Raw genomic sequence first — 12379 nt, forward strand, 5'->3', positions numbered from 1 at the left:
GAGGAGATGACCGTGACCGTGACGACCCGCAACCACTCCGACACCGACGACACCATGGCCGACGACACCAACCCCGACGACACCAACCCCGACGACGCCAACCGCGCCGACGCCAACCCCGACGACGCCACAGACGCCGACGCCGGTCCCGCCGAGACCGCCGACGACCCGGCCGAGCCGACCGAGGAGCCGGCCCCGGCGCGCCGCCGCTGGCCGCGGCGCGTGCTGGCCGCCGCTCTGGCGGCGATCTTCCTTGCCGCCCTGGCCTCCTCGGGTTTCCTCGGATGGACGCTGTGGAGGGAACACCAGGTCACGCGGGCGGGGGAGCAGGCACAGGCCGCCGCGGTCCGCTACGCCCAGATTCTGACCAGCATCGACTCCACCAAGGTCGACGAGAACTTCGACCAGGTGCTCGACGGGGCGACCGGCGAGTTCAAGGACATGTACTCCCAGTCCAGCATGCAGCTGCGCCAGCTGCTCATCGACAACAAGGCGACCGCACACGGCGTCGTCGTGGAATCGGCGATCCAGTCCGAATCCCGGGACACGGTGGTGGTGCTGCTGTTCGTCGACCAGTCGGTCTCCAACGCCAGTGTCCCCGACCCGCGCATCGACCGGAGCCGGATCAAGATGACGATGAAATACGTCGACGGACGCTGGCGCGCCGGCAAAGTGGAACTCCCCTGATCCTGTGATGGCTTCTATGGCTTCTATGGCTTCTATGGGTTTGACGGGTTCGAGGGGTTCGAAGGCGCTCAGGCGGCTCGGCGGTCTGGCGGCGCTGGCGCTGATGGCCGCCGCGGCGGCATTGAACCCGCCCGCGGCCGCCGCCACCGCCGCGTCGTTCTGTGCCGGGCTGGGCGGTACGTGGGACGAGACGTACTGCCGGACCTCGGTTCTCTCGGAACGGAACGCGTTGCGCGACATCAAGGTGGCGGTGCCCGCCGAGCTGATCGACGACCCCGCCGCGGGCCCGGTCCTGCGGGACTACCTGACGACGCTGGTGGGCAACTGGCGCCGGGCGGGCGCCTCGATGGTCGCCGACAGTTTCGGCGAGGCCAACTACCAGATCTTCCGGCGGGCCGGCACTGTCTCGGCGGTGTTCCGCGAGACGTATCACGCCGACGGACCGGACTTCAACAACGCCTACCGCACCTTCACGTTCGACACCGCCACCGGACGGCAACTGCAGCTGGCCGATCTGGTGAAGCCGGGGGTGGACCCGCTCACCGCTATCCCGCCCCTGGCCGAACCGTTCGTGGTCCAGGCTCTCGACCGCGCCCCGCCGCAGCACCAGCCGGGTTCCTATCCGTTTCTGGCGGAGCGCTGGACACCGCGGAACGTCTACTCCGGCGGCTACCGTGCCTGGGCGCTGACCCCCGACGAACTCGTCCTCTACATGCCGGATTATCCGGTGGCCCATGACACCCCGCTGGACTACACACCGGGTCTCATGCAGTGGTCGATGGACGGCGGCACGGTGCAGGCCCACATCCCCCTCGGCGTCCTGAGCCCGGTGCTGCGCGGCGGATACGGCGGAGGGTGAACCCCGAACGCACCGTCGTGGGGCGTCGCCGCCCGCGAGACCGCAAGGACCAGATCGCCCGGGTGGCGGCCGAATCCTTCAGCGAACTCGGCTATCACGGCGTGAGCATGCAGGACCTCGCCGGTCGGGTCGGCGTGACGGCCGCCTCCCTGTATCGCCACTACGACAGCAAGTACGAACTGTTCCGGGCGTCCGTGCTGGGCCTGAGCGAGAAGCTGCTCGCCTGCACCGCGTTCGTCGACCAGCACGGTGCCGACGGTGTCGCGGCCGAGGAGGCGTGGGACCGCGCGGTGTCGGCGCTGGTCGAGACCACGGTGACCAACCGCAGCAGCGGTGGGCTGTACCGGTGGGAACGCCGCTACCTCCATGCCGACGACCAGGCGGTCCTCGACGCCCAGATCAAATGCGTCAACGCCCGGCTACAGCGGGTCCTCGCGCGGTTGCGTCCGGCACTGTCGACGCGGGAACGGCTGATGCTGTCCTCGGCGGTGCTCAGCGTGATCGGCAGCATCACCGACCACCGGGCCCGGTTGCCCACGGCCCGTATCCACACCACGTTGTCCAGGATCGCCGATGACATCCGCGACACCGACGTTCCGTGCGTCGCCGCGCCGTCGGGCGCTCCGCACTCGCCCGCCGTCACCAGCGGGGGGGTCGGCGAGTACGAGCGGATCCTGGGTGCGGCGATGCGGCTGTTCGCCGAGCGTGGATACCGTGACACCGGAATGGATGACGTCGCGGCGTCGGTCGCCATGGCCGCCTCGGGTCTCTACCGGTTCTTCTCCGGCAAGGGCGCCATCCTCTCGGCGGCCTTCCGGCGGGGAGCCGACCGGGTCTCCGGCGACCTGTCGCAGGTCCTCGCCGCCGGGGAGAGCCCCGCGATCGCGCTGGACCGGTTGGTGCACGCCTACGTGCGCCGCTCCTGCGAAGATCCCGAACTGGCCTACGTCTACTACGCCGAGCGCACCAACCTGCCGGCCGACGACCGGGCCGCGCTGCACAACATCCAGCGCGCCACCGTCGAGGCCTGGGCGCGGCTGCTCGGTGCGGCCCGCCCCGAGCTGCTGCCGAACGAGGCCCGGTTCGCCGTGCACGCCGCGTTCTCCATGGTCGTCGACCTCGAGCCGCTGGTCCGCCACGGCTACGCTCGGGCAGGCCAGGCCCCGCAGCCGGTGCTGCGCCGGCTCATGCAGGCCACCCTGGTCGGGCACGAACCCGGGTGAGGCCCAGCGGTGGCGAAGCCGCCGCCGGCGTGCGAACATCCGGCATTCGAGTCACGGCCACCGGCCACTCCACCGTCTGAATCGCGGTGTCGGCTCAGGAGGCCGGCCGGTGCCGGATTCGGGCCAGCGATTCGCCCAGCTCCCGGTCATAGCCGTACGACGCGATGACGGATTCCACGGCGGCGGTCATCTCCGCCGACAGTGTGTGGCCGGAGCGGCTCATCGCCTCGAACACCATACGCAGCGCCGGGAGGTAGTCGCCGATACCGAGATGGACGTAGACCTCGGTGGTTTCGGCCGTGGTGAGCGCCGACCGGGCAAGGTCGACCAGCGTCCATGCGATGTCGGATTCGCCGGAAGCGGGCATGGACCCATTGTCGGGTTCGCCGGGGCGCGCCGCAGCGCGAGCCGAGCCGGGAACCGGTCTTCATCGAATCTTCGTAGAACGGCGAGCCAACCCATACCGGTGCCGCGCAGGCTGGACGTGATTCACCCGGGTGAGTTCGGCGTGGGCCGGGGACCGCCCGTTTGCGAAAGGAAACACGATGCACACCAGTCGGTATGGACTCGCGGCGGCGGTGCTGGCCACCGCCCTGGTGGTGAGTGCCTGCGGCGGCTCCGGCGACAGCGCCGAGGCGACCTCGCCGTCGCCGGTCACCTCGGCGGCCCCTACCGCCGCCGAGGTGACGGAAGCCGGCAGCGAAACCCACAACGACGTCGACGTGAACTTCGCGCAGGGCATGATCCCCCACCACGAGCAGGCCGTCGAGATGAGCGACATGGTCCTGGGCAAGAGGGGAATCGACCCTCGGGTGGTGTCGCTGGCCAACGACATCAAGGACGCGCAGGGCCCGGAGATCCGGCAGATGCAGGACTGGCTGGCCCAGTGGGGTGTCGACACGGCATCGACCGCGCCCGCCGCGGGCATGCCCGGACACGACATGCCGGGAATGGCCGGGGGGACCATGCCCGGCATGGGGCCCGGCCAGGGCATGATGTCCCAGCAGGACATGTCCGCCCTGCAGAACGCGCAGGGCGTCGAGGCCAGCCGACTGTTCCTGACCCAGATGATCCAGCACCACAATGGTGCGATCATGATGGCGCAGATGGAGATTCAGGGTGGTCAGTTCCCGCCCGCGGTCGAGATGGCGCGGTCGATCAGCTCGAGTCAGCAGCAGGAGATCGCCACCATGCAGGAGATCCTCGCAACGCTGTGAGCACCCACCCCTTGATCACCGGGGTCAGGGCTGGCCGGCCGCGGCGAGCGGAAGCGTGACCGTGAACGTCGACCCGCGGCCGGGGCCCGCGCTGGCGGCCGTGACCGTCCCGCCGTGGGCGGACACCAGTGCCCGGGTGATGGCCAGCCCGATCCCGGCCCCGCCGTGCTCCCGGCTGCGCGACGGGTCGGCCCGGTAGAACCGCTCGAACACGTGTGGCAGGTGCTCGGCGGCGATACCGTCGCCGGTGTCGATGACGCGCACGACGATGTTTTCGCCGGTCCCGCCGGTCCCGTCGTTCTGGCCCTCGCGCGCCGCGCACAGCCGCACCGTGCCGCCCGCCGGCGTGTGCCGCAGCGCATTGTCGAGCAGGTTGTTGAGCACCTGGGCCAGTCGCTGGCGGTCACCCCACAGCGGCGGGAGAGGTGTTCGCGCCTCGCAGAGCAGCGCCACCCCCTTGGCGTCGTAGCCGGCGCGGGCGGCGGCGGCGCAGCGGGTGGCCAGGTCGGCGACATCGGTGGGCGCGAACACCATCGAGGCCGGGCTCTCCTCGGCGCGGGCCAGCGCGGAGACGTCCTCGGAGAAGCGGACGAGGCGGTGGGTCTGGTCGCGTAGCATCGCCGCGGTCTGCGGGGTCAGTGTGCGGACGCCGTCTTCGAGGGCCTCGAGATAGGCCTCCAACACCGCGACCGGTGTTCTGATCTCGTGGGCCAGGTCCCCGAAGAGCTGGTGACGGGTCGCCTCGACGGCCTGCAGCCGGGCGGCCATCTGGTTGAACGCCTCGGCCAGGGCGTCGAAGTCCTCGCCCAGCCGCGGGGGTGACACGCGGGTCTCGTAGCGGCCCTCGGCCACCCCGGTGGCGGCGGCGGCGATCTCGGTGATCGACCGACGCAGCCGCCGGCTCACGTACCAGCTGACGGCCAGCGCCGCCAGCATCGACACCGCCAGGGCGCCGCCCATGGCCAGCACGGTGGCGTACCCGTAGGCCTCCTCGGCATGGAGTTCCTCCATGGAGTTGGCCGGGACGCCGGCGCGGTGCAGGTGCTCACGAAACAGCGGCGGGCCGACGACCGCGGCGACCACCCATGTGGTGGCCGCCCCGGCGGCCAGCACCAGGACCTGTGCGGCCAGCAGGCGCAGGCCGATTCCGTTGCGGTGCCACGGGGACCGATGCGGCCGGATGCCCGAGGAGGGCCCCGACGAGGCCGTGGTCATTGCGCGCTGGCCATCCGGTATCCCACGCCGCGCACGGTCGCGATGAACCGGGGGTTGGCGGCGTCGTCACCCAGCTTGCGGCGCAGGTGCCCGATGTGGACGTCGACGAGATGCTCGTTGCCCACCCACGGTCCGTCGCGCACGATCTCCAGCAGCTGCCGTCGGCTCAGCACCACTCCCGGACGCGCCGACAGCGCCTCGAGAAGATCGAACTCGGTGCGGGTCAACAGGATCGGATCGTCGTCGATGCGCACCTCGCGGGCCGCCGTGTTGATGCGCAGCGGTCCGAAGACGCGCGGGGGTGCGGCCGACGCGGGCACCTCGGCGGCGCTCATCGACCGCGGCCGCCGCAGCATGGCGCGGACCCGGGCGACCAGTTCGCGCGGGCTGAACGGCTTGGTGATGTAGTCGTCGGCGCCGACCGTCAGTCCCACGACGGTGTCCAGTTCGGAGTCGCGGGCGGTCAGCATCACGACATAGGCGTCGGAGAAGGTGCGCAGTTGCCGGCAGACCTCCAGCCCGTCGATGCCGGGCAGGCCGAGATCGAGGATCACCACGTCGGGGTCCACCTCGCGCGCGATGGCCACGGCATCCGAACCGTTGGTGGCCACCGTGGCCTCGAACTGTTCGCGCTCCAGGTAGCTGGCGACGACCTCGGCCAGCGGCGCCTCGTCGTCGACCACCAGCGCCCGGTACCCCTGGCCCGTGCCAGGCGTGTTACTCATGCGTCCATGGTGCCCCGTCCGGGGGCCGGCGAGCCCCCGGACGCCGGACAACGGGCTACCCGGTTCCGGGCGGGTCGGTGACCAGCGGGCGGCCATCGGCCCGCCAGGCCCGCATCCCGCCGCGCAGTTCGACGATGTCGGTGTAGCCCAGGTCGGCCAGGCTCTGGGCCGCGATCGTGCTCATCGGCCCCGAACGGCAGTAGACCGCCAGGGCGGTGTCGCGGTCGGCGGGGAGGCTCTCGGCGTTGGCGGCGATCTGGTCGAACGGGATCGACAGATCGGTGCCGGCGATGTCGCCCTCGAAGGGCACGTGCACGTTGAGCGTCACCCGGTCGGGCTCGGCGATCGCCGAGGCGAACTCGGCTGGGCCGACCAGCCTCGCGGCGGAGATCCCGGAGGTTCCGGGGTCGCTCGACTCCGACGGTGCCTGGTCGCCGGAACCGCAGCCGACCAGCACCGTTGCGCCGAGCGCGGATATCGCTGCGAGGACACGGCGTGGGTGCCCGCGGTGGGTGGCGGTGGCGGCACCGCCGCGATCGGTCCGATGCATATCCCGACGGTACCCCCGGGCGGACATGCATACCCCCTAGGGGTAGTACGTTGGGCACTGCCGGTAGGGGCACAAGTGCCCTTGCCGTGGCCGTAACCCGGCGCGGATATTGGACGGTGCGGCCGGCCCCGCGCCGCACGACCGCACCCACGGAGACCGAAGGGGGTCGATCGGGATGATGTACGGAGACTGGGCGTGGGGGAACGGCTGGGGCTGGATCGCGGGCAGCGTGATGTTCCTGCTGTTCTGGGGAGTGGTGATCGCCGGACTGGTGATCGCGGTCCGTGTCGTGACCACCTCCCGCGACGCCAGAACCTCACCCCATCCGGTCGGACCCCGCCATCCGGGGCCCGAGGCCGTCCTCGCCGACCGCTACGCCCGCGGCGAGATCGACGACGACGAGTATCACCGCCGCCTGGCGACGTTGCGCTCCGTGTCGCCACCCGGTGACACCCGGTAGGCCGCCGGGCCCGTTCCGCAATCACATTCGCACGGTAAGGAACCGACGATGACCGAAACACCGCAGTCCACACCCCAACCCGCCGTCTCTGGGCCCGTACCGGCACCCCGCGAGCATCCCCACCGCCTGTACCAGGCGCTGGCGTGGGTGGGCATCGTCGCCGGTGTGCTGCTGATCGTCTCGATGATCTTCTTCGCCGGGGTCATGGCGGGACGGGACTCCGATGACGGCTACCGCTGGCACCGCGTCCACTACGGCGGTCCGGGCGGTCCGGGCAGCATGACCGGGCCGGGCATGACGGGACCCGGAATGATGGGACCGGGCATGATGGGACCGGGCATGATGGGACCGGGCATGATGGGCCCCGGCATGTACGGGCCGGGGAGAATGGACCCCGACGACATGGGTCCGCGTGCCCCGATGGGGCCCGGGGGACCGGGCCAGTCGCCGACGACGCCGACACCCCCGTTCACCCAGCGCCCCTGACGTCGAGGCGGCGGGGCCGTACCGACCCTGCTCAGTCGAGTACCGCCGTGGCCAGGGCGGCGTCGGTCACCAGCGAGGAGACCAGGCCGGACCGCAACACCGCCCGGGTGGCCTCGACCTTGTCCTCGCCGGTGGCCAGCGCGACGACGGTGGGGATGGCCCGCAGGGTGGCCTCCTCGACCCCCATCCGCCGCGTGTCCAGTCCGGGGACGCGACGACCTTCGGCGTCGAGCAACAGGGCGCAGGTCTCGGCACGCACTCCACGGTCGTGCAGTTCGGCAGTCTCGGCGTCCGACAGCGACGAGTAGACCTGGGAGGTCTGCGAACTCCACGCACCCACCGACACGATCGCGCAGGTGACCTTGGCGTGCCGGCGGAAGGTCTCCTGGATCTGCGGGTTGCCCGCGAGACTGGCCGCGGTGCGGGCGTCGGGCACCACCAGCGGTGCGTACATGGGCCACGAGCGCCCGCCGCTGATCTCGCTGAGCCGCCGGACCATGTCGGTGCCGTTGGCGGCGATCTCGCCGGCCATCCCGGTGAGTTGCACGACGTCGCAGCCGGGGAGTCTGTCCAGGTAGCGGGTGATGTGGGTCAGCGTGCGTCCGCAGTCCACGCCGATGACGTCGCCGTCGCGCAGGATCGACTGCAGTAGTTCGGCCATCGCCTTGGCCACCGCCTCGACGCGGTCGCCGGCGTCACCGGTGTCGCAGGCGACCGCGTAGGCGTGCTCGAGCCCGTACTTCTGGCGCAGCGCGGTGGACAGCTCCACGTCGATGGAGCCGGGATTGTGGATGGTGATCTCGACCATGCCGGACTGCACGGCCTCGTCGAGGATCCGGGCGACCTTGAACCGCGACAGCCCGAACTCCTGGGCGATCTCCACGCGGGTGCGCCCCTCGAGGTAGTAGCGGCGTGCGATGACCGCACGCTGGAACAGCTCGTCGGGTCCCACACCGCCTCCTTGTGCTCGATCCGCCCACCGATGCTCATATGTGCACGGGCGTTGACATGTGAGCATAGACGGCGCATGATCCCAGTCACAAGCACTCAGATGAGTGCATTGACTAACAGATGAGCAAAGGGTGGCGCATGCAGGCGGACCGCGGATGAGCCAGGACGACGACGCCCTGACGTCGCTGGCCACCACGGTGCTCGCCCGCGAGGCCGCCGCGGTCGCGGCCCTGGCCGACGGCGTGGAGACTGGCATCGTCGCGATCGCGCGCGCCACGCTGGCGCTGACCGGCAAGGTGGTCACCACCGGATCGGGCACGTCGGGGATCATGGCCGAACGGCTGGCCCACCTGCTCTCGGTCTGCGGCACCCCCGCGGTCTACCTGCCCGCGATGGACGCCCTGCACGGCGGGATCGGCGCCGTCACCGGCAACGACATGGTGCTGGCCATCTCCAAGACCGGCCGGTCGCGCGAACTGACCGACCTGGTCGAACGTCTCGTGCACCGCGGTGTCGAGGTCGTCGCCGTCACCGAAAGCCCCGGATCCCCGTTCGCCCGCGCCGCGTCCACGGTGGCGGCGCTGCCGCCCACCGCCCCCGACGCCGATCCGGGCGACATGATCGCGCTGGCAAGCACCCTGGCCGTCGGCGCCTGGGGCGATGCGCTGGCGGTGGTGGCGATGGCCCTGCGCGGGCACACCATGGGCGACGTCGTGGACAGCCACCCCGCCGGGGGAGTCGGCGCACGCGGGCGGCGGCCCGGAGACGAGGTGGCCCCGGTGGTCCCGGTGGTGCCGACATGACGGCCGGCACGAAACACGTTGTGCTGGGCGTCGACTCGTCCACCCAGTCCTGCAAGGTCGAGATACGCGAGCTGGCCACCGGCGCACTGATCGCCCGGGGCGGGGCCCCGCATCCGCCGGCGTTCCCGCCCAGCAGCGAACAACACCCCCGGGACTGGGTGCGTGCTCTCGTGAGCGCGGTGCGGCAGGCCCTGGCCCGCTGCGACGGCCCGGTCGGTGTGCGCGCGATCTCGGTGGCCGCGCAGTGCCACGGCCTGGTCCTGCTGGACTGCAACGGCGAACCGCTGCGGCCGGCCAAGCTGTGGAACGACACCACCGGTGCGCCGGACCTGGCCGCCCTCGTCGAGCGGATCGGGGCCCGGAGCTGGATCGCCGAGACCGGGTCGCTGCCCACCGCGGCGTTCACCGTCGCCAAGCTCGCCTGGACGCGTGCCCACGAGCCCGGCGTCGTCGATCGCGCCGCCTCGATGCTTCTCCCGCACGACTACCTGACCTACTGGCTGACCGGTGAGCGGGTCACCGACCGCTCCGAGGCCTCGGGCACCGGCTACTTCCGAACCACCGACACCACCTGGCTCACCCACTACCTCAACCTTGCCGGCGGAGAACGGGACTGGGCTCCGATGCTGCCCACCGTGCTCCCGCCGTGCGCCGCCGCGGGCCGGCTGCGCGCGCCGGCCGCCGAGGAACTCGGCCTGGACACCGATGTGATCGTCGGGCCCGGCGGGGGCGATCAGCACGCCGCCTACCTCGGGCTCGGGCTGCGCGACGGCGACCAGTACATCGGCATCGGCACCTCCGGTGTGGTCGCCACCTCCTGTCGCACACCGGTTTACGATCCGGCCGGCCTCGTCGACGGCGTCGCCGACCTCACCGGCGGCTATCTCCCGCTGGTGAGCACCCTGAACGCGGCCCGGGTCGGCGACACCGCGGCCCGGCTGCTCGGAACCGACCTGGCGGGACTGGCGGCCCTGGCACTGGACGCCGGGCCGGCCCGGGGACCGGTGCTGGTGCCGTTCCTCGACGGCGAACGCAAGCCGGACCGGCCGCACGCGCGCGGCGCGTTCGCCGACCTGACCTCGCACACCACCCGCGAGGAACTGGCCCGCGCGTTCGTCGAGGGGCCGCTGCTCTCGCTGATGAGCGCCCGTGACACCCTGCGCGGCTGCGGTGTCGACCTCGACGGCGCGGCCCTCGCCGTCGGCGGCGGCGCGCGGTCACGGGCCACGCTGCAGCTACTCGCCGATCTGCTCGACGACGAGGTCGGCGTGCCCGACGCGGAGGAGGCCACCGCCCGGGGCGCCTGTGTGCAGGCCGCCGCGGTCGCCGAGGGGGCCGACGTCGGCGCGCTGGTGGACCTGGCCAAGCGCTGGCAGCCGGGCGTGCTCGACCGGGTGACCCCGCGGCGCACCGGACGCGACCTGGGCGCGCTGCGGGCCCGCTGGAGCGAACTGGCGGCCTCGCCGTTGCTGGATTCCGGGGGTGCGCCGTGAACGACTCCACGCGGCTGGCCGGGTGGCACCGCGATGTCAACGCAATGGTGGCGGGGTCGGTGTATGCCGCCCCACCGGAGGAACGCACCGACACCGCGCGGGCGCTGGTGTCCGCCGGGCTCGACGTCCACGTCGACGTGATGGCCCCCGACGAGGGCCTGCCCGCCGGGGTGAGCCTGACCGAACTGGCCGAGATCGCCGGCGCGGTGGCGCCCGCACGCGTGGACGTGCACCTGATCGGATCGGCCGACTTCGTGGCCTCGACCCTGCCGGGTGTCCTGCACGTCCGGCCGGGCAAGGTGTTCCTGCCCTGGGCCGCCTTCACCGAGGCGCGGGCGCGCGCGGTCCGCGAACGCGGTGCCGGCGCCTGGATCACCCTCTGGCGCGAGTGGTCCGGCGTCTCACGGCTGCAGTTCCCGGCCGCTCCCGACGGCGTGCTGGTGATGCTCATCGAACCGGGATCGACCGCCCGCGCCTCGCTGGAACGCCTCAACCTGGTTGCGGCCTGCGCCGCCGAGCTGCCGGTCATCGTCGACGGCGGTGTCACCGAAGAGATTGCGCCGCTGTGTGTCACGGCCGGCGCCGAATCCCTGGTCGTGGGGCGCGCGCTGCTGCCCGCCGCGGCCGACCGAGCCCAGAGCGAAAGGAACCTGACATGACCACCACCGTGCCCGAGGCCACACCGCTGCCCGCGACCATGCGCGCCAGCGTGATGACCGGCGTCGGCCAACTGCGGATCGAGGACCGTCCGGTGCCGGCACCCGGGGCGCACCAGGTGCTCGTCGAGGTCGCCGCGGTGGGCGTGTGCGGGTCCGACGTGCACTACTACCGGCACGGCCGGATCGGCGATTTCGTCGTCGAGTCACCCATGATCCTGGGCCACGAGCTCTCCGGCCGGATCGCCGCGGTCGGTGAGGCCGTCGACCCGTCCCGCATCGGCCAGCGGGTCGCGGTGGAACCGCAGTTCCCGTGCCGGCGGTGCCGTCAGTGCACGGCCGGGCGCTACAACCTGTGCCCGCAGATGAAGTTCTACGCCACCCCGCCGATCGACGGCGCGTTCTGCCGCTACGTCATCGTCGACACCGAAATGGCGCACGCGGTACCGGATTCCATCTCCGACGACGCGGCCGCCCTGCTGGAACCCCTGTCCGTGGCGATCACCACCATGCGCAAGGCCCAGGTGGCGCCCGGATCCTCGATCCTCATCGCCGGCGCCGGACCGATCGGGGTGATCTGCGCACAGGCCGCCCGCGCCTACGGTGCGGCCCGCATCGTGGTGTCCGACCTGCTGGCATCCCGGCGCGCGCAGGCGCTGCGCTTCGGTGCCACCGAGGTACTCGACCCGGCCGCCGAGGATGTGGCCGCGCTGGACCCGCAGGTCGACGCCTTCGTCGATGCCAGCGGCGCGGCACCCGCCGTGGTCAGCGGCATCCGGGCGGTCGGGCCGGCCGGCCGGGTGGTGCTGGTCGGCATGGGCGCCGACGACGTCACCCTGCCCGTGGCCTACATCCAGAACATGGAGATCACGCTGACCGGGGTGTTCCGCTACACCGACACCTGGCCGGCGGCCATCCACCTGGCCGCCTCGGGCGCGGTCGACCTGGACGCCATGGTCACCGGCCGGTTCGACCTCGAGCACGTGGGCCAGGCCCTCGACAGCGACACCGACCCGGACAGCCTCAAGTCCATCGTCACCCCGAACTGATCCCT

At 71.7% G+C, this 12379-nt stretch carries 15 protein-coding genes; 10 read left to right on the forward strand and 5 right to left on the reverse strand.

Annotated elements, in window-relative coordinates; genetic code table 11:
- Positions 1-6: 6 nt before the first annotated feature.
- Genes CSR00_RS03525 through CSR00_RS03535 form a run of 3 tightly spaced genes read left to right on the forward strand, consistent with a single transcriptional unit; the run spans position 7 to position 2769 of the window.
- Positions 7-687 carry an Rv1363c family protein gene (locus CSR00_RS03525; protein WP_099021016.1) on the forward strand — a complete coding sequence of 227 codons (681 nt, stop codon included), beginning with the start codon at positions 7-9 and terminating at the stop codon, positions 685-687.
- A gap of 34 nt (positions 688-721) precedes the next feature.
- On the forward strand, positions 722-1546 hold the full coding sequence (locus tag CSR00_RS03530; RefSeq protein ID WP_099021017.1) for an RsiV family protein: 825 nt from the start codon (positions 722-724) through the stop codon (positions 1544-1546).
- Positions 1543-2769 carry a TetR/AcrR family transcriptional regulator gene (locus CSR00_RS03535; protein WP_245905811.1) on the forward strand — a complete coding sequence of 409 codons (1227 nt, stop codon included), beginning with the start codon at positions 1543-1545 and terminating at the stop codon, positions 2767-2769. The genes CSR00_RS03530 and CSR00_RS03535 overlap by 4 nt, the downstream gene beginning before the upstream one ends.
- Positions 2770-2863: 94 nt before the next feature.
- On the opposite strand, the gene CSR00_RS03540 is transcribed toward CSR00_RS03535, so the two are convergent.
- Positions 2864-3136, reverse strand: coding sequence for a hypothetical protein (locus tag CSR00_RS03540; protein WP_099021018.1), 273 nt, complete (start codon positions 3134-3136; stop codon positions 2864-2866).
- Positions 3137-3314: 178 nt separating this feature from the next.
- Between CSR00_RS03540 and CSR00_RS03545 the strand changes: the two genes are divergently transcribed.
- Positions 3315-3986, forward strand: coding sequence for a DUF305 domain-containing protein (locus CSR00_RS03545; protein ID WP_099021019.1), 672 nt, complete (start codon positions 3315-3317; stop codon positions 3984-3986).
- A gap of 24 nt (positions 3987-4010) precedes the next feature.
- Here the strand turns inward: CSR00_RS03545 and CSR00_RS03550 are convergent, their stop codons facing one another.
- The 3 genes from CSR00_RS03550 to CSR00_RS03560 are packed head-to-tail and all read right to left on the reverse strand — an operon-like array spanning position 4011 to position 6476.
- Positions 4011-5201, reverse strand: coding sequence for a sensor histidine kinase (locus CSR00_RS03550; RefSeq protein WP_099021020.1), 1191 nt, complete (start codon positions 5199-5201; stop codon positions 4011-4013).
- Positions 5198-5926, reverse strand: coding sequence for a response regulator (locus CSR00_RS03555; RefSeq protein ID WP_099021021.1), 729 nt, complete (start codon positions 5924-5926; stop codon positions 5198-5200). Before CSR00_RS03555 ends, CSR00_RS03550 begins: the two co-directional genes overlap by 4 nt.
- A gap of 55 nt (positions 5927-5981) precedes the next feature.
- The gene (locus CSR00_RS03560; protein WP_099021022.1) at positions 5982-6476 is read right to left on the reverse strand and encodes a rhodanese-like domain-containing protein; all 495 of its coding nucleotides are present in this window, start codon (positions 6474-6476) and stop codon (positions 5982-5984) included.
- Between the two features lie 175 nt (positions 6477-6651).
- On the opposite strand from CSR00_RS03560, the gene CSR00_RS03565 reads away from it, so the two are divergent.
- On the forward strand, positions 6652-6936 hold the full coding sequence (locus tag CSR00_RS03565; protein WP_099021023.1) for an SHOCT domain-containing protein: 285 nt from the start codon (positions 6652-6654) through the stop codon (positions 6934-6936).
- 48 nt (positions 6937-6984) lie between these two features.
- Entirely contained in the window at positions 6985-7422 is a 438-nt protein-coding gene (locus CSR00_RS03570; RefSeq protein WP_099021024.1) for a hypothetical protein, read from the forward strand.
- 31 nt (positions 7423-7453) lie between these two features.
- On the opposite strand, the gene CSR00_RS03575 is transcribed toward CSR00_RS03570, so the two are convergent.
- Positions 7454-8374 carry a sugar-binding transcriptional regulator gene (locus CSR00_RS03575; protein WP_099021025.1) on the reverse strand — a complete coding sequence of 307 codons (921 nt, stop codon included), beginning with the start codon at positions 8372-8374 and terminating at the stop codon, positions 7454-7456.
- A 154-nt stretch (positions 8375-8528) separates the two neighbouring features.
- On the opposite strand from CSR00_RS03575, the gene CSR00_RS03580 reads away from it, so the two are divergent.
- Genes CSR00_RS03580 through CSR00_RS03595 form a run of 4 tightly spaced genes read left to right on the forward strand, consistent with a single transcriptional unit; the run spans position 8529 to position 12374 of the window.
- The gene (locus CSR00_RS03580) at positions 8529-9176 is read left to right on the forward strand and encodes an SIS domain-containing protein (RefSeq protein ID WP_099021026.1); all 648 of its coding nucleotides are present in this window, start codon (positions 8529-8531) and stop codon (positions 9174-9176) included.
- Positions 9173-10669, forward strand: coding sequence for an FGGY family carbohydrate kinase (locus CSR00_RS03585; protein ID WP_099021027.1), 1497 nt, complete (start codon positions 9173-9175; stop codon positions 10667-10669). The genes CSR00_RS03580 and CSR00_RS03585 overlap by 4 nt, the downstream gene beginning before the upstream one ends.
- The gene (locus CSR00_RS03590; RefSeq protein ID WP_099021028.1) at positions 10666-11328 is read left to right on the forward strand and encodes a beta/alpha barrel domain-containing protein; all 663 of its coding nucleotides are present in this window, start codon (positions 10666-10668) and stop codon (positions 11326-11328) included. Before CSR00_RS03585 ends, CSR00_RS03590 begins: the two co-directional genes overlap by 4 nt.
- A complete protein-coding gene (locus tag CSR00_RS03595; protein WP_099021029.1) occupies positions 11325-12374 on the forward strand; it encodes an NAD(P)-dependent alcohol dehydrogenase in 1050 nt (349 codons plus the stop codon). Before CSR00_RS03590 ends, CSR00_RS03595 begins: the two co-directional genes overlap by 4 nt.
- The last annotated feature ends 5 nt before the right edge of the window (positions 12375-12379 follow it).

It is taken from the genome of Mycolicibacterium palauense (assembly GCF_002592005.1).
Taxonomy (GTDB): domain Bacteria; phylum Actinomycetota; class Actinomycetes; order Mycobacteriales; family Mycobacteriaceae; genus Mycobacterium; species Mycobacterium palauense.